Below are 26,822 nucleotides of genomic sequence, written 5' to 3' on the forward strand. Positions count from 1 at the left end.
TATGAGTCATTTATTTGAAGGAGTTGGGGTAGCACTTACAACCCCATTCACAAATAATGAAGTCGATTATCAAGCATTAGAGAAACACGTCAACTATTTATTAGACAACAATATTCAAGCGATTATTGTTAATGGAACAACTGCTGAAAACCCTACTTTGAGCCAAGAGGAAAAAGAACGCGTTTTAGAAGCGGTTGTTAAACAAGTAGATGGCAGAGCGACTATCATTGCTGGAACAGGTACAAACTCAACACAAAAATCATTAGAGGCATCATTACGTGCGAAAGAATTAGGCGCAGATGCAGTGATGTTGATCACACCTTACTATAATAAAACAAGTCAACGCGGCTTAATTGCCCACTTCACTACAGTGGCTGATGCCGTTGAACTACCTGTCGTACTATATGATGTACCTTCAAGAACAAATATGAGAATTGATGTAGAAACAATGGTAGAGCTAGCAAAACACCCATATATTGTGGCATTGAAAGATGCGACAAATGATTTTGAACATCACCGTGCATTAAAAGAACATTTAGACTTGTCTGAGTTTGCGTTATACAGCGGTAATGATGATAATGTTGTCCGTTACTACGCTGAAGGCGGCCATGGTGTTATCTCAGTTGTTGCTAATGTAATCCCTGGTGATTTCCAAGCACTTTATGAAAAAGCAAAACGCGGTGAATCTATCGATCAAGATTTCGAACCTATCAGTCGATTATTAAATGCTTTATCTGTAGATGTAAACCCTATTCCAATTAAAGCGTTAACTGCAGTTGAAGGGTTCGGTAACTATGAAGTCCGTTTACCACTCGTAACATTAGAATCATCAGATCAAAAACAACTTGAAGCAACTTATGCCAAATATAAAGCAGGTGAACTTTAATGAAAATTTTGTTAATCGGATATGGCGCAATGAATAAACGTGTTGCACGTTTAGCTGAAGAAAAAGGTCATGAAATTGTAGGTGTCATCGTACCAGATCCTGAAAATGACTATCCCTACCCTACTTTCACACAAATTAGTGAAGCAAAAGATGCTGAAGTAGCGATTGATTTCTCTAACCCTGACTTATTATTACCATTGCTCGATCAAGATTTCACATTGCCAGTTGTCGTTGCTACAACTGGTGAAAAAGAAAAAATTCAAGAGAAACTTCAATCATTGAGTACAGACATGCCTGTCTTCTTCAGTGCAAATATGAGTTATGGCATTCATGTTATGACAAAATTATTAGAAGTCGCTGTACCGCTATTACAAGGTTATGATATTGAATTAATCGAAGCACATCATAATAAAAAAGTAGATGCGCCAAGTGGTACATTAATTAAATTGTTAGATGTTATCAAAGACATTAAGGACGAAGTGAATCCAGTCTATGATCGCTCACAAACAACTGAAAGAAGAAAACCTGAAGATATCGGTATTAGTGCTGTACGCGGCGGTACGATTGTCGGCGAACACGAAGTCTTGTTTGCAGGTGTAGATGAAACGATTGAATTAACACACCGTGCGCAATCAAAAGATATCTTCGCGAATGGCGCTATTACTGCTGCTGAGCGATTGGTTAACAAACCAAATGGGTATTATACATTTGATAATTTAAATCAATAATTAAACAAAGGAGAGGTTTTTTACAATGGCAAAAGATTTAACAGCTGAGGAAATTATTCAATATATTAGTGATGCGAAAAAATCAACACCACTAAAAGTTTATATTAATGGTGCGTTTAAAAACGTAACTTTCCCTGAATCATTCAAAGTATTCGGCGGATCAGATTCTAAAGTGATTTTCTGTGAAGCGGATGATTGGGATAAATTTTATGATGAATATCAAAACTACATTGAAGATGTAGAAATTGAAATGGATCGTCGTAATTCTGCGATTCCATTAAAAGATTTACGCCATACTAATGCGCGTATTGAACCAGGTTCATTCATTCGTGAACAAGCGATTATCGAAGATGGTGCAGTTGTGATGATGGGCGCAACAATCAACATCGGTGCGGTAGTCGGCGAAGGTACAATGATTGATATGGGTGCAACATTAGGCGGCCGTGCAACAACAGGTAAAAACGTACATGTAGGTGCTGGTGCAGTATTAGCCGGTGTTATCGAACCACCAAGTGCATCCCCTGTTGTGATTGAAGACAACGTATTAATCGGTGCGAATGCAGTTGTGCTTGAAGGTGTTCGTGTCGGTGAAGGTGCAATCGTTGCTGCCGGTGCAGTTGTAACACAAGATGTTCCTGCCGGTGCTGTAGTTGCAGGTACACCAGCGAGAGTCATCAAACAAACTTCTGAAGTTGAAGACTCAAAACGCGAAATTGTCGCTGCATTACGTAAATTAAATGACTAATCAAAATACAGACGTTAACAACTATTAAATAGATTGAAAAAGGCGTATCGTGTGCGTTTTGCAGAGCCTCACATACGCCTTTTATACATATTTTAGTAAGCAAAAAGGAAGGATATTATGACACAAACTGAATTAGAATTTGTAACAGAACATCGACGTCACTTTCATCAAAACCCAGAATTAAGTTTAGAAGAATATGAAACAACGAATCATATCATCGCATTTTTAGAATCAATCGGCGTTCCTTTTGAACGTCCGTTAGAAACAGGTGTGATTGCGCATTTAAAAGGTAATGGTAATCATACGATTGCTTATAGAGCAGATATTGATGCATTACCAATTAATGAAGAAAACGAAATCGACTTCAAAAGTACGAAAGCCAATGTCATGCATGCATGCGGCCATGATGGTCATACCACTGCCCTACTTTTATTTGTAAGACGTTGTAAAGACTTATTTGATAAAGGTGAATTACCGCAAAATGTCGTCTTCATTTTCCAACCAGCTGAAGAAACAGGTGCAGGTGCCAACCGTTTAATTAAAGCCGGCGCGTTTGATCATCATCCGATTGAAGCAGTCTTCGGTATTCATGTCATGCCTTTTAACGATGAAGGTACTGTAACAATTATGAATGAAGAGATTACTGCGAGTGCGACAGAATATCGTTTCTTCTTAAAAGGTCAATCCAGTCATGTCGCAAATAAAGAACAAGGCAAATCGTGTGGTGAAGGTTTAATTCACGTATTAAATCAAGTCAGCCAAATCCAACAATATCATCTAAATGGATTACAACGAAATATTGTTCATATTGGTCGCTTTAATGCTGGTGAAGCCATTAATACTGTACCTAGCCAAGGTTACTTAGAAGGTACAATTCGTACGTATGACACGAATGACTTGCAAGCAGTTAAAGATCAAATGTCTAAAATTGCGCAAAGTGTTCAATTGTTATTCGGCGTTAATTGTGAAGTGAAATTTGAAGAAGGTTATCCCCCTACTTATAACGACCCTACTTTACATGATGGCGTCGTAAAAGCGTTAAAAGATGCTGATTTAAATGTGGTAGAGCTAGAAAAACCTTATTTATTCGGTGAAGATTTTAGCTTCTATAGCCAAATCGCGCCAAGCTATTTCGTATTTGTAGGTATTCGTAATGAAGCTAATAATTGGGTACATGGCTTGCATACACCAAAACTCAACTTTGATGAAGCACAATTAATCCGTATTGCGGATTATTATGAAAATCTATTATTCCAATATGGCAAGGAGGTTTCTTCATGACAGCGATTTGGTCTGTTAACCGACAACAATTTATAGATAATGCGAAACGCGTGCGTAATAACCAAAATTTAATGGCTGTAGTGAAGAACAATGCGTACAACTATGGCTTAGAATTCTCTGTTCAAGCATTCTTAGAAGCGGGTATTGATACATTTAGTACCACATCACTCGCAGAAGCTATCCGCGTCAGAAAAATAGCGCCGAATGCGACAATCTTTTTAATGAACGCGGTTTATGATTTTGATGCGGTAAGAGAGAATCAAATCCATATGACACTTCCCTCTTTAACATATTACTACCAATATAAAGAAGACTTACAAGGTATCCATGTGCATTTGGAGTTTGAAAATTTATTACATCGTTCAGGTCTAAAAACACTAGATGAAATTAAAGAAGTGCTTAAAGATCATGCGGTGAATCCAAATGAATCAAAAATGATTATTAGTGGCTTATGGACACACTTTGGTTATGCCGATGAATTTGATGTGCCAGAGTATGGCATTGAAAAACAAGCTTGGGTTGATGTTGTGGATCGTTTGCTTGCAGAGGGTTATCATTTTGATTTAATCCATGCTCAAAACAGTGCTTCATTTTATCGTGAAGACCAACAACTATTACCCCAACATACACATGCGCGTGTCGGTATAGCGTTATATGGTTCAAGACCGTACAGCAGCTTATCAGAAGATGTCATCAGCCAATCGCTGACAGTTAAAGGTAATGTCATTCAAGTCAGAGACGTCAATCAAGGTGATTATTGCGGCTACAGCTTTGCATATGAAGTCGAACAAGATCATACAAAACTCGCAGTGGTTGATATGGGTTATGGTGACGGTATCTTAAGAACCAGAGCGAAACACGAAGCAATTATCAATGGCAAGCGATACCCTATCAAAGCGCTGATGATGAGTCATATGTTCGTAGCGGTAGATGAAACCGTTACTGCACAAGATGAAGTGATACTATATAATGAAGATATGCGTATTGATGAATATACGTTTAAAGGTGTCGGCGCGAACTCTGAACAATTAAGTGCGCTAAACCATGATTCTTTGATAAAGGAGATTCGATAAAATGGTTGTAGAATATAAAAATGGTAAATTAACAATGGGTGGCACTAGCTTGGAAATGATTGCGCAAAGCTTTGGTACCCCACTGATTGTTTATGATGAAGACCAAATTCGTAGTCAAATGCGCAGATATAAAGAAGCATTTGAAGCAAGCGGACTTGATTATAATATTTCATATGCTTCAAAAGCATTTACGTGCTTACAAATGGTAAATCTTGTTCAAGAAGAAGGCCTAAGTTTAGATGTTGTGTCAGAGGGAGAATTGTATACTGCATTAGAAGCAGGTTACGACCCAGCAAACATCCACTTCCACGGTAATAATAAAACGAAACACGAAATCCGTTATGCGTTAGAAAGCAAAATTGGCTATTTCGTAATAGATTCTTTAGATGAAATCGAATTAATTAATCGCTACGCATCAGAAACTGCTGATGTCGTATTACGTGTGAACCCTGGTGTAGAAGCACATACACATGAATTTATTCAAACAGGTCAGGAAGATAGTAAATTCGGTTTATCTATTAAACATGGTTTAGCAGATCAAGCGATCGAAAAGATTCAAAATAGTGATAAATTAAACTTAAAAGGTATTCACTTCCATATCGGTTCACAAATTGAAGGTACCGAAGCAATGGTTGAAACGGCTAAAATTGTGATTAACTGGTTAAAAGGTTTGAATTTAGAAGTTGATTTATTAAATATTGGCGGCGGATTTGGTATCCGCTACGTTGAAGGTGATGTCAGCTTCCCTATTGAAACAGGAATTAAAGAAATTACAGACGCTTTAAAAGCGATTGCAGAAGAAGCGGATTATCCACTGCCTACTATTGGTATTGAACCAGGCCGTTCTATTGTTGGAGAAGCGGGTGTAACACTTTATGAAGTCGGTACCATTAAAGAAATTCCAGGCATTAATAAATATGTATCCATTGATGGCGGTATGAGTGATCATATCCGAACAGCTTTATACGATGCAAAATATGAAGCATTACTAGTGAGCCGTGATGAAGAAGCAGATGACACTGTTACGATTTCAGGTAAGTTATGTGAATCTGGTGATATCATCGCGCGTAATGTTAAATTACCATCTTCTGTTCATCGTGGCGATTACTTAGCCATCCTTTCAACAGGAGCATATCATTATTCTATGTCATCTAATTATAATCAAATGCAGAAACCAGCTGTATTATTTGTGAAAGACGGTAAAGCAAGAGAAGTTATTAAACGTCAATCACTGCGTCAATTGATTATCAATGATACAAAAATCAAATAACATATAAGCTTAAATATGAAGAATAAAAAAACGAACTGACATCTCATCAGTTCGTTTTTTTGGTGCTTGAAACGATATGTTAAAGATCACAAGGCGTATTACTTTGTTCTAAGAGTAATGTAGAATAATCTGTATAATCTTCTTCGTCGTTAATTGTATTAGGTTGTTCAGGGGTGAAAGCTTCTGAACTTTCCTCAGCTTCATGATTTACTGTGTTACCTGCTTCTAATAACAATGTTGAGTAATCTGTGAAGTCTTCATCCTCTGAAACTTCTTTTTCTTCTTGAGTAGCTTCAGTCACACTTTCTTCTACATATTGATTTGGTTGTTCAAGTAGTTGTGTAGAATAATCAATCTCATCTTCCGTAACTTGAGTTTCTTTAGGTTGATTATTTTTTGTTTCATCTACTTTAGGTTCATCTTTTTTAGGTTGTTCCACTTCTTTTTTATAGAAGCCGCTATCTACAAACTCATTATAGGCATCAGCGATTTCCACATCAGTGATAACGCCATTAGAATCGACATCTAAGTCTCCTTGACCAGTTAGTGTAGGTTCGAAACCAACAGGTGTTGCGAAAGCAACTTTGTATTTACCATTCGGTAAATCTTTAAATTCATAGTTGCCTTTGTCGTTAGTTGTTGTTGTTTGTGTTGATGCATCAGGTTTAGTCAATGTTACTTGGACATCTTTCAAACCAGGTTCATCTTTATCTTGAATACCATTGTGGTTCAAATCATTCCAAACAAAGTTGCCTAAGTTATATTTCGCAACAGGAGTTGGCAGATCTACTAAATAACCGACATCAACAGTTAAATCGTCAGCATTATTAATTGTGACATCGACAGGTGTACCATTAGAGTCTTTTGAGATATCGTCTTCAGCTTGAACTTGTGTTGGTGAATAACCGTCAGGTACGCTGAAAGCCACTTGATATGTTCCGTTTGCGACGTTATCAAATTGATAATGACCGTTTTTATCTGTTGTAGTAGAAGCAATGACTTGCTCATTTTGTATTAATTCTACTGTAACACCGGCAAGACCTTTTTCTAATTCCCCTTGTACACCATCGCCATCGGCATCAATCCAAGCCAAATCACCTAATTTAAATGAAGTAGGTTTTTTATAGAAGCCGCTATCTACAAATTCATTATAGGCATCAGCAATTTCCACATCAGTAGTAACGCCATTAGAATCGACATCTAAGTCGCCTTGACCAGTTAGTGTAGGTTCGAAACCAACAGGTGTTGCGAAAGCAACTTTGTATTTACCGTTTGGTAAATCTTTAAATTCATAGTTGCCTTTGTCGTTAGTTGTTGTTGTTTGTGTTGATGCATCAGGTTTAGTCAATGTTACTTGGACATCTTTCAAGCCAGGTTCATCTTTATCTTGAATACCATTGTGGTTCAAATCATTCCAAACAAAGTTGCCTAAGTTATATTTCGCAACAGGAGTTGGCAGATCTACTAAATAACCGACATCAACAGTTAAATCGTCAGCATTATTAATTGTGACTTCACCTGGAATGTTATTTGAGTCCACAGCGCTGTCTTCACCTGCTTGAGATTGTGTAGGTGTATAGCCTTCAGGACTTTCATAATTGAGTTCGTATGTGCCATTCGCAACATTAGTGAATAAGTATTTGCCATTGGCATCTGTTGTAGTTGTAGAGATGGTTTTGCCATTTTGTGATAATTCGATTTTCACATTAGCTAGAGGTTGTTCTTGCGCACCTTGAATGCCGTCCGCATCTGCGTCGATCCACGCATAATCACCAATTTTATAACCGTTACTTGTCGCATTTAATGCGGGTGCATTTACAGGTTCAGACGGTGTTGATGACGTAACTGTTGGTGTTGTTGTATTTGAAGCAGCTTGTGTTTGATTTTCTGCTGATGGATTAGGTGTAGGCGTTTGTGCTTTTTCAGTAACTACTTGATTGGCTGTTGTAGTTTCAGCAGCATCAGCATCGTGAGAAATACTTAGGAAAATACCTGTTCCTAGTAAGATTGAGGCAGTACCAATTGTAAATTTACGAATACCGAAGTTTTGTGATGAATGATAGTTTTTGTGCATAGATGTTGCTCCTCTCTAAGTTGTCAAGGCTCTCTGTCTATCATGCCGGTTGAATGAATATAATATAGCATAGAATCAATTGGATGATTTTTAATTTACAAATAGTTTAACTTAATTTTACAAAACCTTTTTATAACGTGAAGGATGAGATTAAAGCGGAAAAAGGCAAAGAAAAAAACACTTTACATAAAGTAAAGTGTTTAGTAATCAATAAAAGCCATCTATTAATTATAGTTTAACAACGTTTGCAGCTTGAGGACCGCGGTCGCCTTCAACTACTTCAAATTCAACTGATTGACCTTCTTCTAATGATTTGTAACCTTCTTGGTTAATTGCTGAGAAGTGTACGAATACGTCGTTTTCTCCTTCAACTTCGATAAAACCGAATCCTTTTTCAGCGTTGAACCATTTAACTGTACCTTGTTTCATAATTTGTGAAACCTCCAAGACTAAAATTCAATATGCTTATTCGCATATTACAAAAAATACTTACGATAATTAGAGTATTGTAAAACCACAAAAGCAAATCTCGATATTAATATCATTCTAATCACTTTTCAACAGTCTTATGTATGTGCTGCAGGTGGATTAATAACTGTTAATGACTCAATATAAATCTTACGATACCACCCTTACTTGCAGATGATGCAAAAGCAATGTTATCAGTATGTTCTATATGTGTTTGAGCTAAATATTCTTTGCAATATGGAATAAAACTATTGCTTAAAACCCATTATAGTGCATTCCTCATATCATTGCAATACAAATAGTAAAAAATAATTAGTCAATAATTGGGAGGTCGTAATATACTTCGTTATTATATAAAACGATAAAGCTATAAAATATTTGCATATCTTCATCGCAATCTTCACAAAACCCCATATCACAATTATTGTAGAATGCATAAATATTGTACTTACCTTTTACGAAATTATCAAATTTCATTTTAGACAAACAAATCAGTTCTCTGTATTTTTTAAGCATTTCCTCATATTGTTCAAATTGATATTGTTCGTAAATATTGTCACGCCAATCATCGAACAACCACCATCCCTCATAGTCAGCTCTGATTATATTGACAGTCCACACTTTAAAATCCCCTTTATAGAAAAATCATTTCTCTCTACATTTTCAACTATTCAATAGATAAATTCAAGAAATGTGTTTGAATTAATCGAAATTGGGTTGTGTAGTAAATATTAGTTTTTTGCCCTGAAAATTCGTATAATAAAACAAAGAGGTGATCTTATGCAACGTAGAAAAATTCAAGTATTTGGACAAGTACAAGGTGTCGGATTCCGTTATTTTACTGAACGCCTTGCTCAAAAATATCATATTACAGGGACAGTACAAAATGTCGAGCAATATGTAGAAGTTTACGCACAAGGTGAAGAACAAGAACTCGAACATTTTACTCAAGCAGTTATCGAGGGTGCTTCCCCTGCTTCCAAAGTTACAGATTACAACATTGAACAATTAGATACAGATTCATCTTTAGAAAGATTTAGAACTATTTAAAAAGGAAGATGTAAATTGAGATATTATATTTCTCGAATTTATGGGACACTCGTTGGTGTTCCAGCTGCTATTGTCGCTTGGCTCACAAGTATTTATGCATTCGATATATTATTTGTATATGATTTAGGAATTGGTATCGCAACATTCTTTGCCTTTTACCTACCTACTCAATTTTTCACATCCAAAAAATATTTAAACGAAATAGGATTAACAAGAAGAGATTACAGATTTGTGAGTCATCATTTAAATAATGCGCAAACAAAACTGCGCAAGTTATTAAAATCCTTTATCAACGTGCGATCAATTAAAGATTTCAAACAAGTGAATGAAATTCATAGATTAGCACGCACTATATATTTTACGGTGAGACAACAACCGCAAAAGTTCTTTATTGTCGACAGCTTTTTTTATTCACATTTAGAGAATGCATTGAATTTGATTGAAAGCTATACGAGATTGGCAAAAATGCCGGCAAAATCTAAAGAGGAAAAACAAAAGTTAGAACAAACACGTATTACTTTAGATGAAGTGAAAAGAACATTGGTTGCTGATTTAAAGAGATTGAACGAAGAAGACTATACGCGTCTAGACGTTGAAATGGAAATGAATAAAATAGAACAAAAGCGCCAATTCCATGGAAAGGAGCATGATTAATGGCAAATGAAAATGAAATGCCGACACACCCTGAGTTACAAAGCCAAGTTTCAAATGACCAAACATTGATGGAAGCCAATAAAGACTTCACACCAGAACAACAAAAGAAAATTCATGAGTTGGCAAACCAGATTGAACCGATGAATTATGATTCATTAATGAAATTCGGTTCTAATGCACAATCTAGTATGTCATCTTTCTCACATAAAATGTTAACTGAGGTTAAGTCAAAGGATACAGGCCCTATCGGGGATACTTTAAATCAGTTAATGGCAAAACTAAAAGAAGTTCAACCGGATGATTTTAAACAAGAAAAAGATTCTTTCTTGAAGAAAATATTTAAGCGTGCCAAAGCATCTGCTAATGAAATTTTCTCAAGAATGCAATCAGTAGGATCACAAGTTGATCGTATTTCTGTTGAATTAAAAAATCATAAAGATGGATTGAATAGAGATATTCAATTACTGAATGGACTATATGATCAAAATAAAGATTACTTTGAAGAGTTGAATCTCTATATCGCAGCAGCACAAGAAAAGAAACAAGCCATCTTAGAACATGAACTACCTGAGAAAAGACAAAAAGCCTATGAATCAGGCAATCAAATGGACATACAAGAAGTTGCAGACTTGGAGCAATTTGCGGATCGTTTAGATAAACGCATTTATGACTTGCAGTTATCTAGACAAATTTCATTACAAACTGCCCCGCAAATTCGTATGATTCAAAATGTGAATCAAACACTTGCTGAAAAAATTCAAAGTTCGATTTTAACAAGTATTCCATTATGGAAAAACCAAATGGCTATCGCATTAACGTTAATGCGTCAAAGACAAGCTATGTCAGCACAACGTGCCGTGACAGATACAACGAATGATTTACTTACAGCCAATTCAGAGTTGTTGAAACAAAATGCGATTGATATGGCTGTTGAAAATGAACGTGGTATTGTCGATATTGAAACATTAAAATCTACACATGAAAATATAATTGAGACAGTTGAACAAACATTACAAATTCAAGCCGAAGGACGTGAAAAACGTCAACAAGCTGAACAAGAACTGCAACATTTAGAAGCAGATATGAAAGAACGCTTATTAACTATGAAAGACAACAAAGTACAATAACAAATAAAAACGATTATCTCCCCTACTTTCGTAGCAAGATAATCGTTTTTTTATACCTTAAATGATTGAGTGAAGTTTATTTAGGGGTAAGTATAACGAGATGAGTTTAAAGGAGTTAGGTATCATGACACAACACTTCCATAAAGGTGTGTTGTTTTATCATCAAGCCGCAGGTCAAGGCAACCTGTATAAATCAATTGGACAAGTGACTGAGAGCTTAGTTCAAATGTGTGATGATTTGACAATTAAATTGAGTAAAGAAGAAGGAGATATTGAAAAGTTTTGTGAAACTGTAGCACAAAATAATGATCAATCTTATGATATTTTCTTTATCTTAGGTGGCGACGGAACAGTCAATGAATTAGTGAATGGCGTTGTAAAAAATGATTTAAACATCCCTATCGGCATTATTCCTGGCGGAACGTTTAATGATTTTGCGAAAACATTAAATCTTTCCGCTAAACCTGCACAAGCGGCACAAGAGTTACTAGAATCAAAAGTGAAGCCTTTTGATGTATTAGACATTAATGGCTATATCGCATTGAACTTTGCGGGTATTGGTATGATGGTAGAAAATGCTGAAAATGTCGATTCAAATAATAAGAAAATTTTTGGCAAATTAAGTTATATTTTTACAACCTTAAAGGTTATTGCTGATCCTGAGACATATAAATATGAAGTTAAAGCAAATGGTGAAACCTATTCAGGAGAAACCTCAATGATTCTAATCGCAAATGGCAATTTCGTCGGTGGAAGCAGAATTCCGCTAGAAGATCTGTCCCCTTGTGATGGGAAAATGAATATCTTCTTATTTAAGAATCATAATATGAGTTTAATTAAAGATTTCTTCCATGTGAAAGATAGTATGAATTGGAATGATATCACTGAAAACATTACTTTAGTATCAACAGACAATGCAACTTTAGAAACGACTCCAAAGACTAAATTAGATATCGATGGAGAAATCTTATTTGATACACCTGCTGAAATTAAGTTATTAAAAGACAAAGTACAATTATTGTATGTCGATATTGACAATCAATAATGAGATAGAAAACGGGAGTGTACATGAATTTGTACACTCCCGTTTCTAGATTTATAGAATTATTCTTTTTCGTAAACGATTGGTTTTTGATTTTTAGCGCCTAAGCTGATAATGTACCCGATGATTACAGCTACAATCGCAATTGGGAACCATTCTAAGCTATTGCTTGCAAGTGGTAGTTTGCTCCAAGCTCCGAAATGAATCCATTCTTTAGCAACTGCAACGCTAATTAATGATGTAATTGTAATTACAATAATTGTAAATTGTTGGACGATTGGTTTCATTGGAACAAATCGTGCCATTAAGATTAATAATACTGTTGTGATTCCGATTGGATATAAAATCATTAATACCGGAATTGAAAGTAAGATTACTTGGTTTAAACCTAAGTTAGCAAGTACTAAACTGATACCTGTGAAAATTAATACATAAGCTTTGTATGAGATTTTAGGGAAAATACTGCTGAAGTATTGAGCCACTGCTACGACAAGTCCACAAGCTGTTGTTAAACAAGCAAGTGCAACGATAATACCTAATAAGTATTTACCAAATTCACCATAACCCGTACCTGCAATTGTAGTCAGCAAGTATGTACCAATATTTTGGTTGTGATCTGCTAAATCTTTTAATTTCTCAGGTGTTACATGCATATGGTTACCAATATAACCAAGAGAAATGTAGATGAACATTAAACCAGCCGCGGCAATAACACCCGCCATAGCTGTTTGTTTAAAGATTGTATCTGCATGTTTAATACCTGTTGCTTTAACTGCATTTACCACAATCATAGAGAAAGCAATTGCTGCGATTGCATCCATTGTAAGGTAACCTTGTGTAAACCCTTGAGAGAAACCTGTTAATGTTGATGTGTATGCTTCAGTACCATGACTTGATGGGTTACCACCAAAGTCCATGAATCCTTTGATAATCATTGCAACGATTGTAATTAATAATGCTGGTGTTAATAATGAACCGATACGGTCGACCATTTTACCAGGGCTTAAGCAAAGATATAATACCACTGCGAAATAAATCACTGAGAAGATAAATAACGCAATTGGACTGTTTGAATGAATAATCGGTGTTACCGTCATTTCAAATGATGTAGATGCTGTACGTGGAATTGCGAACAACGGTCCGATTGTTAAATAAATAGCCACTAAGAATATTACTGAGAATATTGGTGATATTTTATTAAAAGATCCGATATAGCCTTGTTTATCTAAAGCGCCTACTACCACACCTAATAACGGAAGCCCGATTCCCGTTAATACAAATGCGAGAATAGCTGGCCAGAAATAATGACCGCTATCTAGTCCTAAATTTGGTGGGAAGATAAGGTTTCCAGCGCCAAAGAAGATGGCAAACAAGGTAAACCCGATAATCCATGTGTTTTTATTCATTTTGATGTGCTCCTTCTGTTACTATAAATCTTAAATATTGCTTTATTTTAGCATAATGCAATTAGAAATGCTATATAAACTTTCAGAAAATTTAAAAAGCATTACGCCCATAATGTTACATAATCAGTGAAATATGTCATTTTACCGATTTTAAAACAAAATAATACGCATACAATCAACAAAAAATGTTTTATTGTGTTTTGCATGCGTATTGTATATGTTATTTAGACAGACTTCAATAATAGTTTTTTCAATAAAGGTGAAAGTTGACTTGGTAAGTTTTCAACACCTTCTACAAATAATGCAAATTGCCCATATATATTATGAATCGTACGTTCAATGTCTTCAGTGATTGCTTCTTGGCTTAAGAATACGTTGAATACTTCAACGCCGTATTTTCTTGCTTCTTCAACAGCTTCATACGTATCAATGATACCATCTTGATCATAATTATATGCAGAAGGTTCACCATCAGAGAAGATAATTAAAAATTGCTGGTGATGCGGTCGGCTTAGTAAACGTTCACTCGCGATTCTGATTGCGACTCCATCCCTATTATCGTCTTGAGGTGTTAATTCCATGATTCTTGCACTATCTTTTGAGCCAAGTGAATAGTTATAATTGATAATTTCATCAATAATATTAGGCTGAGATTTATCATCGGCGTCAAAAGCATCTTCATTAAAGGCTAATACTTCATGTTTTACATTCAGTTTCTTCAAAGTTTCATGGAATAATACGACCCCTTTTATCGTTTCTTCCATTTTATCTATCATACTAGCTGAAGCATCTACTAATAAAGTGAAGGTCGCATCAAAGGAACGACTTAAATCTTGTTTTTTATAGAACATCTTATATTGATCATCAATAAACCAATTGATTAAGTCTCTTTGTAAACGCCCTTTTGTCAGATTATGACGTTCATCTACTTGTTCACGCTCAATAGTTTTTTCAATGATTTGTGTTAAGTCTTTGATTTCATATTGAACATCTCGTTCTACGTCATGATATGCCGTACGATCTTCGGCTGTAATCTCCGGCACATTCCATTTTACTTCCACATTTTCATTAATGCCCTTTAAAGCAAATGGTTGGGCTGTTGCGCCGGTTTGACCGCCGGATTCGTTATCAATCGTATCATTAGAACCTTTACCTTTTTTAGTCATCATGTCCGTCATATCGTCTGAAGCATCACCTTCACGCGCAGTATCATTATCACTGGCAGCTTCACTATTCTCACCTTCATGCAGTTCCATTTCTAAATAAGCGCCGCCTTCAGATTTTGAATCTTGTGCTTTCGTATCAGCTTTTGCTGTCTCGATATCTTCATCCTCTTCTGTGTCATCTTTGCCATCGACATTTGCTGCATCGACACGCTTTAAGTCATCGAATGTTTCAGCTTGAATTTCTTTATAGACTTTACGCGGAATATAATAGTATTCATTCAACATATCTTCATCTAATAAATCATCTAGCTGATATAAAATACGTTCGGCTAAGAATTTATTATCCTCAGATGTATAGTTCATAAAGAAATTAGGCAAATACATATACATGCTTTGTATAATAGGATCAAGGTCGGCCCTAATACTTGGTACATCGTAAAAGTCTTCTGTTAATAGAGACTTCTCTAAATATAAGAAAAGCAAATCAGTATAGGTTGTTTTCGTACGATAAACGCTAATTTGAGATTCAGTATAATTTAGACGGATTTGTTTTCTTAATGCGATTGCGTCTTTCATACTAGGTCGAATTTTCACAATCGCATTTAATACACGCATATCTTCTAATAATTTAAAGAGTTGTTTAAAGAAGCTAGGGTGTTTGAATTCTTGATTGTCCAAGACTTCGTTTACAATAAACTCATCCATTAATCGGTAACCATATGTTGCGAGTAACACATCCGTTTTTAAACCTGTAATTTCAATATGGCTGGGACGGTGTGTCCAAAAGACACTGGCGATGAGTTCATTTTCAATAGGGTCGTAATAAGGGAATTTTTGAATTTTGACATGCGTTTGATTATTTTTTAAAAGTAAACGCGCAAGGTCTTGCAGCATCATTACTTTTTTAGCATCTAAGATTTCATCATTAAACTTGATAAATCGATTGGTCATACCTATCCCTCACTAAAAATTCAATTCTATCGCATTAATAATCGCTTGTTGTTCGCGTTCATCTTCTAATTTATCTATAATTGCACGTTGAATTGCACGTTCAATTGGCATAACAGTTGCCAAATCACTCATATCAATCAATGCACGGATACTTGCAGCTTCTTCTGAAATTTGACCTTGTTTCGTCATTGTACGCAAATCTTCATTAAATGCGACAATTTTTGTAATAAGCGCATCATCATCTAAACGACTTTGTTCTTTAATTACGGTTTTTAATGTTTCGCCATCAATGTAGTCAACGTGAATGACAACGAAGCGGTTTTTTAATGCTTCGTTCATAGGCAATGTTCCGACATATCCTTCGTTGATTGCTGCGATGACATTAAAGCCAGGTTTTGCATTGATAATTTCACCAGTGAAAGGATTCGTAAGACTGCGGCGATAATCTAGTACCCCATTTAAAATTGGCAGTGTTTCAGGTTTCGCCATGTTAATTTCATCAATGTATAGAATATGTCCTTCTTTCATAGCTTTAATGACAGGTCCGTCAATAAAGACAATTTCTTGATTGCCATCTGAACTTGTTTGGATTGTTTTGAAGCCAAGTAAGCTCTCAGCATCCAAATCCACAGAACAATTGACTTGATGCATAGGAATGTTGATATCTTCAGCCAAAGATTCGGCAAGCTTTGTTTTACCTGAACCTGTTGGCCCTTTTAATAGGATATTTTTATTTAAACGCATCATTGCGTATGCGTCACCAAAAACTGTTTTATCGGCATTTATATATTGATGTTGTGCCATTTGAAATTCTCCTTTTCATACATCAAAAAATAGACCGAGGCACACCTTGGTGCCCAAGTCCTTTATCGAATATTGTGTTAGTTCATTAAATTATACTTCTTTAAAGTATTCTTTGTAATAGCCGCCAACTTTACCAGAGTTATCAATGATTTGATAATACTCCTCAGTTTCATTTACGACATCGTATTGTTTTCCAATTGTCAGCATATCAGATACTGTAAATTTCTTTGCGTCCGTATGCAGTACCTCTACTTTTTTAATTGGTTCTTTGTCTTTCCATTCTTCGTGTAACATATGTTTCAATCCTTTCTATACAACTTATGCTTTTTCTAAAGTTAAGATGAATGACAATCCGCTATTTTCTGTAATACGCACAGATTCAGAATCTTGTTGTTCAAGTGTTTGATAAGGAATGCCAATCGTTTCTAATTGTTGCACCGCATTGCGGTAATCTTGTTTAGATTGTGTACTGAATTCGATTTGTTCAACTGAACCGTATTCTGGTAATTGAATCGATTCGCCAGCTTGGAAGATATGCAATTCTCCGCCTAAGCCGCCTTCTCCAATTCGAAATACTTGTACTTTAAAGTCATCATCTGTAGTCGGTGTATATTCAGCAAAGTGATCAAGGCCAAATACTTTAGATAAAATAGATGAAGTCAGCAACATTTCGTTAACTTGAACAATGACAGGACCAAGTCCTTGAATTTGGTGAAGCGGATTCACTGTTCCATCATCTGTAGGCATACCTAATGGGACACCACTGTTATTTTCATTAGAATAGATATCAAAGAATTGTCCATTACCATCTTTGAATTCAAAATGCTTATTGTTATTCATTTCTGTAACATCGCCATATTTGATTTCATTTTGATCTAAGATTGTTTGATACTCATCTAATCCTAAATCGGATGGTGTTCTTAAACCAACACTTAAGACATGATTATTTTCAGTTGAATAGTTAGGTACTTCAATGAAATGAATTCTAGTACCAGGGCTTAAATCTGCATCGCCAAAACGCACTGCGTTTTTTGAGCCTTGTCTTTCATAATTCAATCCTAAAATATCATGAAATAAATAAATAGTTTGTTCTAGATTTCGAGTACCAATTGTGACACTTCGTAGACCTGCCATTTTACCCACACCTTCTTTTGTGATTTCTCATTCATTATAACTTAAATGAAGTTGTTTTTGTATGATGAAGTGTCTAATGAGTGAATTCATTCAAAATAAGGTATAGTACTAATATATAGGAATCAGAAATAGCATGTTTGATCTGACAATTGGGGTCAAAGGAGATGATGTTAAATGCTTAATTTCTGGATATTATTTGCATTAACAGTACTCATTGCAGCTTATGCCGGTATTAATTACTTCACCGGTAAGTTCAAAGAAAATGCGAAGTTTAGTAAACAGCATTTCGGTATCTTATGTATCGTATTTGTTATTCTGGCGATTATAGAACTCGTCGTTTTCAATATGCTTTAATCGTACAAGCAGTGTAAGAGTGGTCTTTAATTAACCACTTACGCTGCTTTTTTATATCTAAAATAGGACTAGTGATTAATCACTAGCCCTAAATAGTATTGCACTATAAAATATAATTCTGGATAAGGCACAATAGAGAAAAAAGAAAAATAAAAAATACGACGGCAAAACTGCCGTCGCATTAAGGTTGTAATATGATTTGAATTATAGATTAAGATTCTAAAAGTAGGTCTTCTGGGCTTTCAATTAACTCTTTAATTGTTTTTAAGAATCCTACTGCTTCTTTACCATCGATAATTCTGTGGTCGTAGCTTAAAGCAATATACATCATAGGGCGGTTCTCAATTGTATCTTTATCAATCGCGATTGGACGCGTGATAATTGAGTGCATACCTAAGATAGCTGCTTGGCTTCCGTTGATGATTGGTGTAGACATCATAGAACCGAAGATACCGCCGTTTGTGATAGTGAATGAACCATTCATTAAGTCGCCAAGTGATAATTTGTTGTCGCGTGCTTTAACTGCTAAGTCTGCGATTGAACTTTCGATTTCCGCAAAGTTTTTCTTATCACAGTCACGTACGAATGGCACGATTAAACCATTATCTGTAGATACCGCGATACCGATATCATAGAATTGTTTAGTAATCATGTCTTGACCATCGATTTCAGCATTCACTGCAGGATATTTTTTCAATGCTGCTACAGCTGCTTTTGTGAAGAATGACATGAAGCCTAATTTTGTACCATCATGATCTTTAATGAATTGTTCTTTTTTACGTTTGCGTAAGTTCATCACATTAGTCATGTCTACTTCGTTGAACGTAGTCAGCATCGCTGTATTATTAGATACTTCTAATAATTTTTTAGCTGCTGTTTGTTTACGACGAGACATTTTTTCGCGAATCACTGGTTTATTTGGGGTGCTGCTTTGTGATTTAGCTGGTGTTTCAGATTTAGCAGGTGCCGCTTGTTTTTGGCTGCTTTGTTGTTGACGATCAATGTCATCTTTACGCACAACATCGTTACCTTTAGAAGCAACTTCTGCTAAATCGATACCTTTTTCACGTGCATATTTACGTGCAGATGGTGTTGCATTGACACGTTGGTCATTTGAAGCACTTTCTTTTTCTGAAGCTTTATCAGCTGCTGCTGGTTCAGATTTTTCTTCTGTTTTTTCTTCAGATTTTGGTGCTTCTTCTTTTTTGTCGTCAGATGAAGCTGATGATGAGCTGCCGCTGCCTTCCCCTACAGTTGCGATTGCTTGTCCTACTTCAACAGTATCACCAGGTTCAGCTAAGTGTTCTTGTAAAACACCTGCTTCTTCAGATACAACTTCAACGTTGACTTTATCTGTTTCTAATTCGACAACAGCTTCACCTTTGTCTACTGAATCACCTGGATTTTTCAACCATTCAGCTATTGTACCTTCTGTAATAGATTCTGCTAACTCTGGAACTACGATCTCAGACATACTAATTTCCCCCTAATTTTTGTTAAGACTCTCTTCGATAATAGATTTTTGAACGAGTTTATGATTTTCTCCGTCACCTTCAGCTGGCGCAGAACGTTTAATACGACCACTATATTGTAATTCGTATTGATCGCTGGCGATATCGCTTAAGTAAGGATAAACGAATAACCAAGCACCTTGGTTTTGCGGTTCTTCTTGAACCCATGCAATTGTTTCAAGGTTTGGTAATTGTTCAATTACTGCTTTGATTTCGTCAGCTGGGAATGGATATAAGCGTTCTACTGCAATCAATAAAATCGATTCATCCGGTTCTTTTTGCAGACGTTCTTTCAAATCAATAAACATTTTACCTGAAGCTAAAATCACTTTTTTAACTTTGCTTGCTTCATGTTCTTCTGGCAAGATTGGTTCGAAATGACCTTGAGTAAATTTATCAATTGTGTCAGATACTGTTTTATTTCTCAATAAACTTTTCGGTGACATCACTACTAATGGACGCATCGCATCAGTATCTAAGCTAGCAGCTTGCGCACGTAATAAGTGGAAATAGTTGCTTGAGCTAGATAAATTCACTACAGTCGCGTTATTCTCAGCTGAAAGCTGTAAGAAACGCTCTAATCTTGCAGATGAGTGTTCTGGACCTTGTCCTTCATATGAATGTGGTAAGAACAATGTTAGACCTGAACGTTCGCCCCATTTCGCATAACTGCTGAATAAGAAGTTATCGAATATCATTTGGGCCATATTCGCAAAGTCACCATATTGTGCTTCCCAGATATTCATAGTACCCTTGTTTTCAACATTGTAACCGTATTCGAAACCAACAACTGCTGCTTCAGAAAGCGGTGAGTTGTGAACATCGAATGATGCACGTTGGTTTGGTACATGTTGTAAAGGAACATATTCATCACCTGTATCTGGATTATGCAATACAGCATGTCTGTGACTGAAAGTACCACGTTCACTATCTTGACCTGTTAAACGAATTGGTGTGCCATCTTGCATAATTGTCGCAAATGCAAGTTGCTCAGCTTGTGCCCAATCCACTAAACCATCTTCTTTTTCAAATGGTTCTCTGCGTTTTTCTAAGACTTTGTTTAACTTTTTCAAGACTTCAAAGCCTGTTGGATATGATAATAATGCATCGTTGATTGATTTCAATTCTTCAAAATCAAATTGACGATCATCTGGTTGAAGTGGCAAGTCTACACTATCAGGTTTAGACATATCTTGTGTTGTTGTTTTGTCGTTTTTATCGATTTTATCGTGTGCTGCACGAAGTTCTTTTTGAACATCATCTAAGATATTGTTCTTTTCATCATTAGAGATAATGCCTTCTTCAACAAGGTAATCACCGTAAATATGATCCACAGTTGGATGCTTACGGATTGCATGGTAAGGAATAGGGTTCGTAATAGATGGTTCATCCATTTCGTTATGCCCATAACGACGGTAACCTACTAAGTCGATAACAACATCTTTGTTAAATTCTTTTCTGAAGTCCATTGCGATATCAATCGCTTCAATCGTTGCTTCAACATTATCTGCATTAACGTGCATAATTGGTACATCGTAACCTTTTGCGACGTCTGTAGAATATGTTGTAGAACGACCATCTTCTGGTTCTGTTGTGAATCCAATTCGGTTGTTGGTAATAAGATGCAATGAACCGCCTGTTGAATAGCCCTCTAAGTTGCCTAAGTTCATTGTTTCAAAGTTGATACCTTGACCTGGATAAGCAGCATCACCATGAATTAAAATCGGCATTGATTTACCGAAATCAGTTTGTACTTTGCCGCTTTGATGACGATCATCTTGTACAGAACGTGTTTTACCTAATACAACAGGTGAAACGATTTCTAAGTGACTTGGGTTATTTGCTAATGAAATGCGTTGTTCTATACCATAAGTGTCCGTTGTTTTCGTACCGCCTAAGTGATATTTAACGTCACTTGTCCATGCTGAACCTGATGTTAATTCTAGACTTCCGTCTTGTGGTAGGAATTTCATTGGATCAGTATGCATGAATTCAGAAATCATCATTTCATAAGGTTTTTCTAACACATGTGTTAACACGTTGAGGCGTCCACGGTGTGCCATACCTATTTGAATATTTTGAATTTCTTCTTTTGCCGCACGTCTTAAGATTTGTTGCAGCATTGGCACAAGGGTATCTACACCTTCAATAGAGAATCGCTTTGCCCCTACAAAGTTTTTATGAAGATATTTCTCGAAACCTTCTACATGTGCTAATGTTTTGAATAATTCTAACTTTTGACTTTTATTTAAGTTTGCTTTATATGGCGTTTCAATACGTCGCTTGAGCCAAGCGCGCTCTTTATTGTTGTTAATGTGTGTGTATTCAAAAGCAATCGGACCTTTATAACGCTTCTCCATGCGTCGGATTGCTTCATAGGCATTGTCATAAATATCAGCGAAATGATCTGACACAATACCAGGAGAAATTTGTTCTAAGTCTTCTTTTGTTAAATTGAAATCTTCAAGTGTTAATCTAGGAACATGTTTACGTTCTGGACGATTAACTGGATAAATATCTGCTTGCAGATGCCCATATTGTCTGATGTTGTCAATTAAACGCATAACTTGTTTAATTGTCATATCGTCAGAGCTTGATGAAGGTGCTGCAGCCACCTCTCTGTTGTCATTGTTAATTGTACTAAATAAAATTTGTAAATCTTCAGAGACAGAAGTTGGATCTTGTAGATATTGATCGTATAAATCAATAATTACCCCTAAGTTAGCTCCGAAATTTACAGGTGCTTCACTAACCTGTGTATATTTCGTCATATTACTCCCTCCACAATATATTGAAACGCTTACAAATAAATAATATCATTAAATGTTCACAAATTAAAGGGAGAATGACGATTTGATGGCATGAAAAAGAGCCGATATGACGGCTCTTTATACACATATATAACCTTAAATAGAATATTGTACAATAATAGACGAATTATCTTTAAAATGTAATTATACGTTGAACGTGATTTTGAACGTTGTAAATGCGTTGACTTCACTGTCAACGTGAATTGTTCCGCCATGCAAGTTCACTATGTTTTTCGCAATTGATAACCCTAAACCATTACCGCCACGCTGTCTTGATCGTGACTTATCGACGCGATAAAAACGGTCAAAGATAAAGTCCAAGTCTTTCTTAGGAATACCTGAACCATGGTCAGTAATTTCAATTGTTGCTTGTCTATTTTTAAGTGCGGTACAAATTTCTATTTTCTTCTCTCTGGTATCATATTTGATGGCATTATCTAAAAAGATAAGCAAGACCTGTTCAAGTTGATAGCGATTAATATTTAAACATATCGGTTTCGCTGATGGTGTAAATGTGAAACTATAATCCGGGTGTAATTGCTTTAAAGATTTTAGTCTGGAATTGATTTCGTCATTGACATTAACAGGTTCTACATCTAATGCATCTTTGTAAGTAGATTCTTTCGTTAATAATAATAGTTCTTCAACTAATCTTGTAATACGATTCATTTCCTCAATTGTGATATCTAAAGACTCTTCTAAAATCGCAGGATCTTTTTTGCCCCATCGTTGGATCAGGTTTAAATGACCTTGAATGATTTGAAGTGGTGTTCTTAGCTCATGTGAAGCATCTTCAACAAATTGTCGTTGTTGATCAAATAGTTCTTCAATTTGTATCATCATATCATTAAAAGTATCGATCAAGTCAGTTGTTTCATCATATTCAGTCGGTAATTCCAATTTTTCTTGGAAACCATCTCTTCGTATTTTACGCATTTTATTCGCCATAACGGTGATGGGTTTTGCGATTTGCGCAGAGAAGATATAACTGATTGTTGCAGTAATGATGATAGCGATTATCCCGAATAAAACAGATAAGATAATTAAAGAATGCATGACACTATCATAACTTGCGAGTGAATGAATGATTACTGAATATCCATGGAACTTTTCAGTTTCCACAGGATGCGAAATGATTAAGAAATTTGCATCTTTGAACCGTTTCACATAGACACTGTGATACTGTGAAGGTTCTATATCTTTTGTGTTTGAAATAAATTCATTCATGGTAGATGTTTCTGTAATTTTTTGTTTGTCATCATCAAAGAGGATTACCTTTTGGAAGTTACCGAGCGACGCATTTAAGTCCAAGGGTTTAATATCTACCAATGTCTTAGTCGCAAGTAAAGCAGAGACGTTGTCTGCACTTTTTTCAGCATCATTGATTTCACTGTCTCTCAGTGTGATGCTTAGAAAATATATGATAACTAAACTAAAGATAAAGACAATTAAAAACGTAATACTAGTCGTGATTAACATCCATTGAGTTTTTAACTTGCGCTGCTTCATTGTCGTATCACATAACCGACACCACGGACTGTTTCGATTACCTTTTCTTTCCCAAATGGTTTCAATTTATTTCTGAGATAACGGATATATACATCTACCACATTCGTTTCAACTTCACTGTCATAGCCCCAAACATGATTTAAGATTTGTTCACGCTGCATGACATGATTTAAATTTTCGGAGAGTAATTGCAGTAAGTCATATTCAGTTTTAGTCAGTTCTACTTCTTCGCCATCGATCGTGACACGAAAAGCTTCTTTATTAATTTGAATTCCTTTGATGTCGATGATATTTTTAGCGGGTTGGCGTCTTAATGTTGCACGAATTCGTGCCAATAATTCTTCAATATCGAATGGCTTTACAATGTAATCATCTGCGCCGTAATCCAATCCTGCTACTTTATCATATGTATCACCTTTTGCTGTAATGATAATAATAGGAGTTGATTTGACTTCACGAATTCTTTTACATATTTCAAGACCATCCATATGTGGCAGCATCAAGTCTAACAAGTAAAGATCATAATCTTTTTTCAGCGCTGTTTCTAAACCTTCTGCACCATCATTTTCTATATCAACTTCGTAATTCTCATGTACTAATTCTAATTCAATGAATCGAGCTAAATTTTGCTCATCTTCTACGATTAATATTTTTGTCATTGAAAGCACCTCAATCATGATTTTATCACAGTTGAAACGTTTAAGAACGAATGAACAGAAACCAATAACGAATTGTGTCAAAAATGTGGAGTTGAAGAAAAAAGTTGAATTATTTCTGATTTCTAATTGACAACCATTCTCACTCATGTATAATAGTAATTGAAAATGATTATCAATCACAAATGAGACATCCCCCCCACATTTCGTTCTTAATTGGATTGGTCATTTTCGAATTATCCCCTTTTATATATGCCCGTAAATACTGACGTTACGCGATATTGTGTAACGTGACATACTTAACCGATTCTGTAAATGAGAATCGGTTTTTTTCTGTTTGAATTAAAAAAGTGAGATAAAGACGAACTTAATCGACTTTATCTCACTTACTGTTATGTTTATTTAGCTAACATTTTGAACTTGCCTTTGAAAAATAATGATGCCGTTAAAATGCATACAGAACCTGCAAGTATGCCGGCAATGACATCAGTTGGATAATGCACGCCTAAGTAAATTCTAGACATACAAATCATTGCGATCATAAAGATGCAGAATGATGTCATCATTACACGTTGTGTGCCATGTAAATAATGGCTTGAAATTGCGATTAGGCTGCCGAAGAAGGCTGTAGAACCTTGTGCGTGCCCGCTTGGGAAACTGAAACCGCCAATTTCTACAAGTCTTAATTTTGTAGGACGTTCTCTATCAATTGTGTTTTTCATAATTGGATTAGAGATACTTGAGATTGCCATGACAATCGCAAAGAATAACGCTTCTATTTGCATCTTGCGCATTAACAAGAATGCGACGACACAAAGTGAAAGGCAAATCATTGACCATACTTCGCCTATCCATGTTGCACCCATAAATATACTTGTTGTAATGATGCTGTGTGAGGCATAAATAAAATCATAGACTTCTGTATCAATCCAGTTACCGATTCTATTTTGGTGGAACACAGCAATCGCGCTGAATATCAATGTAAATACTAGAATCAGTGAAATTCTTTTAGCTCGACTCAACTCAGCTTTCCCTCGTTTCCTTTTGGTTTGTATCTTTAAGAATCTTGTCTAATAAATCTTCTTTAGTAAAGAGCTGGTGGTAGTTCGACATTTGCTGCTCAATTGTTGAACGATTATGCTCAATCTCTTGTAAAGCTGCCATGAATTTTTCTTTGGATGCTTCGTCTTCAGGTAAGGTTTGGGCATACCCTTTTGATTGGAAATATTTCGCATTATCAATTTGATCTCCACGAGATTGATCTAATCCTAATGGAATGAGCAACATTGGAATATTTAGTGTTAAAAATTCATAGATTGCATTTGCACCTGCACGGCTGACTACTATATCTGTAATCGCCAGTAAGTCTGTTAATTCACTTGTCACAAATTCAAATTGGCGATAGCCTTCTCTTTGAATTGATGTATCCAACAAGCCTTTACCTGTAAGATGAATAATTTGATATTCTTTTAATAATTCATCTAGGTTGCGTCGAATTAAATCATTAATGGTCTTACTTCCTAAGCTGCCGCCCATTACTAATAAGACTTTTTTCTGATCATTAAATCCTGTCAGTTGATAACCTTTTTCTTTGTTACCCTGTTTTAAATCATCTCTAACAGTTGCACCGACAAAATCTGCTTTGGCTTTAGGCAAATATTTTAATGTATCTTCAAATGTAGTGTAGATTTTTTGCGCAAATTTTAAAGAAATTTTATTCGCAAGACCAGGTGTGATATCTGATTCATGAATAATCACTGGAATGTTTAATGAACGTGCAGCGATTACAACAGGTACAGATACAAAGCCGCCTTTAGAGAATAATAAATCAGGTTGTTGTTGCTTTAATATTTTGCGTGCATCTAAGATACCTTTAAGTACTTTAAATACATCTTTGATATTTTCAAATGATAAATATCTGCGTAACTTCCCGCTTGAAATTGGGAAGTAAGGTGTATTTGGTAATTGTGATGAAATCATATCTTTTTCAATTCCATTTTTAGAACCTACATAAAATGTTTGGTAGCCTCTATCATTCGCAATGGGAATCAAACTTAAATTGACTGAAACATGTCCGACTGTTCCGCCGCCAGTAAATGCAATTTTCGTCATGATAAATACCT

At 35.6% G+C, this 26,822-nt stretch carries 25 protein-coding genes and 1 pseudogene; 11 read left to right on the plus strand and 15 right to left on the minus strand.

Annotated elements, in window-relative coordinates:
• The first annotated feature begins 1 nt into the window (after position 1).
• From dapA to lysA, 6 genes are all read left to right on the plus strand, one after another.
• A complete protein-coding gene (gene dapA, locus ACFCT9_RS02650) occupies positions 2–886 on the plus strand; it encodes a 4-hydroxy-tetrahydrodipicolinate synthase (protein ID WP_412520613.1) in 885 nt (294 codons plus the stop codon).
• Positions 886–1,614 (plus strand): 4-hydroxy-tetrahydrodipicolinate reductase, encoded by a 729-nt coding sequence (dapB, locus tag ACFCT9_RS02655; RefSeq protein WP_412520615.1) that lies wholly within the window; start codon positions 886–888, stop codon positions 1,612–1,614. The genes dapA and dapB overlap by 1 nt, the downstream gene beginning before the upstream one ends.
• Positions 1,615–1,639: 25 nt before the next feature.
• Positions 1,640–2,359 (plus strand): 2,3,4,5-tetrahydropyridine-2,6-dicarboxylate N-acetyltransferase, encoded by a 720-nt coding sequence (gene dapD / locus ACFCT9_RS02660; RefSeq protein ID WP_412520617.1) that lies wholly within the window; start codon positions 1,640–1,642, stop codon positions 2,357–2,359.
• A gap of 117 nt (positions 2,360–2,476) precedes the next feature.
• On the plus strand, positions 2,477–3,640 hold the full coding sequence (locus ACFCT9_RS02665) for a M20 metallopeptidase family protein (RefSeq protein WP_412520618.1): 1,164 nt from the start codon (positions 2,477–2,479) through the stop codon (positions 3,638–3,640).
• The gene (locus ACFCT9_RS02670; RefSeq protein WP_412520620.1) at positions 3,637–4,713 is read left to right on the plus strand and encodes an alanine racemase; all 1,077 of its coding nucleotides are present in this window, start codon (positions 3,637–3,639) and stop codon (positions 4,711–4,713) included. Before ACFCT9_RS02665 ends, ACFCT9_RS02670 begins: the two co-directional genes overlap by 4 nt.
• Before the next feature lies 1 nt (position 4,714).
• Positions 4,715–5,983 (plus strand): diaminopimelate decarboxylase, encoded by a 1,269-nt coding sequence (gene lysA, locus ACFCT9_RS02675; RefSeq protein WP_412520622.1) that lies wholly within the window; start codon positions 4,715–4,717, stop codon positions 5,981–5,983.
• Positions 5,984–6,062: 79 nt separating this feature from the next.
• On the opposite strand, the gene ACFCT9_RS02680 is transcribed toward lysA, so the two are convergent.
• From ACFCT9_RS02680 to msaA, 3 genes are all read right to left on the minus strand, one after another.
• The gene (locus tag ACFCT9_RS02680) at positions 6,063–8,057 is read right to left on the minus strand and encodes an SdrD B-like domain-containing protein (RefSeq protein WP_412520624.1); all 1,995 of its coding nucleotides are present in this window, start codon (positions 8,055–8,057) and stop codon (positions 6,063–6,065) included.
• A gap of 228 nt (positions 8,058–8,285) precedes the next feature.
• Positions 8,286–8,486, minus strand: coding sequence for a cold shock protein CspA (cspA, locus tag ACFCT9_RS02685; protein WP_001831260.1), 201 nt, complete (start codon positions 8,484–8,486; stop codon positions 8,286–8,288).
• Between the two features lie 351 nt (positions 8,487–8,837).
• Positions 8,838–9,146 carry a regulatory protein MsaA gene (gene msaA, locus ACFCT9_RS02690; protein WP_412520626.1) on the minus strand — a complete coding sequence of 103 codons (309 nt, stop codon included), beginning with the start codon at positions 9,144–9,146 and terminating at the stop codon, positions 8,838–8,840.
• A gap of 159 nt (positions 9,147–9,305) precedes the next feature.
• Here msaA and ACFCT9_RS02695 point away from each other — a divergent pair, with 159 nt between their 5' ends.
• The 4 genes from ACFCT9_RS02695 (at position 9,306) to ACFCT9_RS02710 (ending at position 12,401) form a co-directional block, all read left to right on the plus strand.
• Entirely contained in the window at positions 9,306–9,575 is a 270-nt protein-coding gene (locus ACFCT9_RS02695; RefSeq protein WP_412520628.1) for an acylphosphatase, read from the plus strand.
• Positions 9,576–9,590: 15 nt separating this feature from the next.
• Positions 9,591–10,229 (plus strand): 5-bromo-4-chloroindolyl phosphate hydrolysis family protein, encoded by a 639-nt coding sequence (locus ACFCT9_RS02700; RefSeq protein WP_412520630.1) that lies wholly within the window; start codon positions 9,591–9,593, stop codon positions 10,227–10,229.
• The gene (locus ACFCT9_RS02705; protein ID WP_412520631.1) at positions 10,229–11,356 is read left to right on the plus strand and encodes a toxic anion resistance protein; all 1,128 of its coding nucleotides are present in this window, start codon (positions 10,229–10,231) and stop codon (positions 11,354–11,356) included. Before ACFCT9_RS02700 ends, ACFCT9_RS02705 begins: the two co-directional genes overlap by 1 nt.
• Positions 11,357–11,480: 124 nt before the next feature.
• On the plus strand, positions 11,481–12,401 hold the full coding sequence (locus ACFCT9_RS02710) for a diacylglycerol/lipid kinase family protein (RefSeq protein ID WP_412520633.1): 921 nt from the start codon (positions 11,481–11,483) through the stop codon (positions 12,399–12,401).
• A gap of 59 nt (positions 12,402–12,460) precedes the next feature.
• Here the strand turns inward: ACFCT9_RS02710 and brnQ3 are convergent, their stop codons facing one another.
• From brnQ3 to ACFCT9_RS02735, 5 genes are all read right to left on the minus strand, one after another.
• The gene (gene brnQ3, locus ACFCT9_RS02715; RefSeq protein WP_412520635.1) at positions 12,461–13,804 is read right to left on the minus strand and encodes a branched-chain amino acid-like transporter carrier protein BrnQ3; all 1,344 of its coding nucleotides are present in this window, start codon (positions 13,802–13,804) and stop codon (positions 12,461–12,463) included.
• Positions 13,805–14,028: 224 nt separating this feature from the next.
• Positions 14,029–15,921: a vWA domain-containing protein gene (locus tag ACFCT9_RS02720; protein WP_412520636.1), complete on the minus strand. Its 1,893-nt coding sequence runs from the start codon at positions 15,919–15,921 to the stop codon at positions 14,029–14,031.
• 12 nt (positions 15,922–15,933) lie between these two features.
• On the minus strand, positions 15,934–16,725 hold the full coding sequence (locus ACFCT9_RS02725) for an ATP-binding protein (protein ID WP_412520638.1): 792 nt from the start codon (positions 16,723–16,725) through the stop codon (positions 15,934–15,936).
• Positions 16,726–16,815: 90 nt separating this feature from the next.
• Positions 16,816–17,019, minus strand: coding sequence for a DUF6501 family protein (locus ACFCT9_RS02730; RefSeq protein ID WP_412520639.1), 204 nt, complete (start codon positions 17,017–17,019; stop codon positions 16,816–16,818).
• A gap of 24 nt (positions 17,020–17,043) precedes the next feature.
• On the minus strand, positions 17,044–17,859 hold the full coding sequence (locus ACFCT9_RS02735) for a VOC family protein (protein WP_412520641.1): 816 nt from the start codon (positions 17,857–17,859) through the stop codon (positions 17,044–17,046).
• A 174-nt stretch (positions 17,860–18,033) separates the two neighbouring features.
• Here ACFCT9_RS02735 and ACFCT9_RS02740 point away from each other — a divergent pair, with 174 nt between their 5' ends.
• Positions 18,034–18,213, plus strand: coding sequence for a Mid2-like cell wall stress sensor domain protein (locus ACFCT9_RS02740; protein WP_412520643.1), 180 nt, complete (start codon positions 18,034–18,036; stop codon positions 18,211–18,213).
• Positions 18,214–18,424: 211 nt separating this feature from the next.
• On the opposite strand, the gene sucB is transcribed toward ACFCT9_RS02740, so the two are convergent.
• The 7 genes and pseudogenes from sucB to ACFCT9_RS02775 all read right to left on the minus strand — a co-directional run bounded on the left by sucB (position 18,425) and on the right by ACFCT9_RS02775 (position 26,811).
• Positions 18,425–19,687, minus strand: a complete 1,263-nt coding sequence (gene sucB / locus ACFCT9_RS02745) for a dihydrolipoyllysine-residue succinyltransferase (protein WP_412520644.1) — start codon at positions 19,685–19,687, stop codon at positions 18,425–18,427.
• A gap of 12 nt (positions 19,688–19,699) precedes the next feature.
• Entirely contained in the window at positions 19,700–22,495 is a 2,796-nt protein-coding gene (locus ACFCT9_RS02750) for a 2-oxoglutarate dehydrogenase E1 component (RefSeq protein ID WP_412520646.1), read from the minus strand.
• A gap of 183 nt (positions 22,496–22,678) precedes the next feature.
• Positions 22,679–24,043: an ATP-binding protein gene (locus ACFCT9_RS02755; RefSeq protein WP_412520647.1), complete on the minus strand. Its 1,365-nt coding sequence runs from the start codon at positions 24,041–24,043 to the stop codon at positions 22,679–22,681.
• Positions 24,040–24,702 (minus strand): response regulator transcription factor, encoded by a 663-nt coding sequence (locus ACFCT9_RS02760; RefSeq protein WP_412520649.1) that lies wholly within the window; start codon positions 24,700–24,702, stop codon positions 24,040–24,042. The genes ACFCT9_RS02755 and ACFCT9_RS02760 overlap by 4 nt, the downstream gene beginning before the upstream one ends.
• 96 nt (positions 24,703–24,798) lie before the next feature.
• Positions 24,799–24,921 (minus strand): annotated as a pseudogene (locus tag ACFCT9_RS02765) (hypothetical protein); the annotation flags it as partial.
• Positions 24,922–25,097: 176 nt separating this feature from the next.
• Positions 25,098–25,721, minus strand: coding sequence for a phosphatase PAP2 family protein (locus ACFCT9_RS02770; RefSeq protein ID WP_412520651.1), 624 nt, complete (start codon positions 25,719–25,721; stop codon positions 25,098–25,100).
• A 1-nt stretch (position 25,722) separates the two neighbouring features.
• Positions 25,723–26,811 carry an undecaprenyldiphospho-muramoylpentapeptide beta-N-acetylglucosaminyltransferase gene (locus tag ACFCT9_RS02775; protein ID WP_412520653.1) on the minus strand — a complete coding sequence of 363 codons (1,089 nt, stop codon included), beginning with the start codon at positions 26,809–26,811 and terminating at the stop codon, positions 25,723–25,725.
• Positions 26,812–26,822: the final 11 nt, after the last annotated feature.

The sequence above is a fragment of the Staphylococcus simulans genome (genome assembly GCF_047037175.1).
Classification (GTDB): domain Bacteria; phylum Bacillota; class Bacilli; order Staphylococcales; family Staphylococcaceae; genus Staphylococcus; species Staphylococcus simulans_C.

What these genes read in the sequence shown, in the direction of transcription:
- dapA (WP_412520613.1), top strand. Translation starts at nt 2, where the DNA reads ATGAGTCATTTATTTGAAGGAGTTGGGGTAGCACTTACAACCCCATTC.
- dapB (WP_412520615.1), top strand. Translation starts at nt 886, where the DNA reads ATGAAAATTTTGTTAATCGGATATGGCGCAATGAATAAACGTGTTGCA.
- dapD (WP_412520617.1), top strand. Translation starts at nt 1,640, where the DNA reads ATGGCAAAAGATTTAACAGCTGAGGAAATTATTCAATATATTAGTGAT.
- ACFCT9_RS02665 (WP_412520618.1), top strand. Translation starts at nt 2,477, where the DNA reads ATGACACAAACTGAATTAGAATTTGTAACAGAACATCGACGTCACTTT.
- ACFCT9_RS02670 (WP_412520620.1), top strand. Translation starts at nt 3,637, where the DNA reads ATGACAGCGATTTGGTCTGTTAACCGACAACAATTTATAGATAATGCG.
- lysA (WP_412520622.1), top strand. Translation starts at nt 4,715, where the DNA reads ATGGTTGTAGAATATAAAAATGGTAAATTAACAATGGGTGGCACTAGC.
- ACFCT9_RS02680 (WP_412520624.1), bottom strand. Translation starts at nt 8,057, where the DNA reads ATGCACAAAAACTATCATTCATCACAAAACTTCGGTATTCGTAAATTT.
- cspA (WP_001831260.1), bottom strand. Translation starts at nt 8,486, where the DNA reads ATGAAACAAGGTACAGTTAAATGGTTCAACGCTGAAAAAGGATTCGGT.
- ACFCT9_RS02695 (WP_412520628.1), top strand. Translation starts at nt 9,306, where the DNA reads ATGCAACGTAGAAAAATTCAAGTATTTGGACAAGTACAAGGTGTCGGA.
- ACFCT9_RS02705 (WP_412520631.1), top strand. Translation starts at nt 10,229, where the DNA reads ATGGCAAATGAAAATGAAATGCCGACACACCCTGAGTTACAAAGCCAA.
- ACFCT9_RS02710 (WP_412520633.1), top strand. Translation starts at nt 11,481, where the DNA reads ATGACACAACACTTCCATAAAGGTGTGTTGTTTTATCATCAAGCCGCA.
- brnQ3 (WP_412520635.1), bottom strand. Translation starts at nt 13,804, where the DNA reads ATGAATAAAAACACATGGATTATCGGGTTTACCTTGTTTGCCATCTTC.
- ACFCT9_RS02720 (WP_412520636.1), bottom strand. Translation starts at nt 15,921, where the DNA reads ATGACCAATCGATTTATCAAGTTTAATGATGAAATCTTAGATGCTAAA.
- ACFCT9_RS02725 (WP_412520638.1), bottom strand. Translation starts at nt 16,725, where the DNA reads ATGGCACAACATCAATATATAAATGCCGATAAAACAGTTTTTGGTGAC.
- ACFCT9_RS02730 (WP_412520639.1), bottom strand. Translation starts at nt 17,019, where the DNA reads ATGTTACACGAAGAATGGAAAGACAAAGAACCAATTAAAAAAGTAGAG.
- ACFCT9_RS02735 (WP_412520641.1), bottom strand. Translation starts at nt 17,859, where the DNA reads ATGGCAGGTCTACGAAGTGTCACAATTGGTACTCGAAATCTAGAACAA.
- ACFCT9_RS02740 (WP_412520643.1), top strand. Translation starts at nt 18,034, where the DNA reads ATGCTTAATTTCTGGATATTATTTGCATTAACAGTACTCATTGCAGCT.
- sucB (WP_412520644.1), bottom strand. Translation starts at nt 19,687, where the DNA reads ATGTCTGAGATCGTAGTTCCAGAGTTAGCAGAATCTATTACAGAAGGT.
- ACFCT9_RS02750 (WP_412520646.1), bottom strand. Translation starts at nt 22,495, where the DNA reads ATGACGAAATATACACAGGTTAGTGAAGCACCTGTAAATTTCGGAGCT.
- ACFCT9_RS02755 (WP_412520647.1), bottom strand. Translation starts at nt 24,043, where the DNA reads ATGAAGCAGCGCAAGTTAAAAACTCAATGGATGTTAATCACGACTAGT.
- ACFCT9_RS02760 (WP_412520649.1), bottom strand. Translation starts at nt 24,702, where the DNA reads ATGACAAAAATATTAATCGTAGAAGATGAGCAAAATTTAGCTCGATTC.
- ACFCT9_RS02775 (WP_412520653.1), bottom strand. Translation starts at nt 26,811, where the DNA reads ATGACGAAAATTGCATTTACTGGCGGCGGAACAGTCGGACATGTTTCA.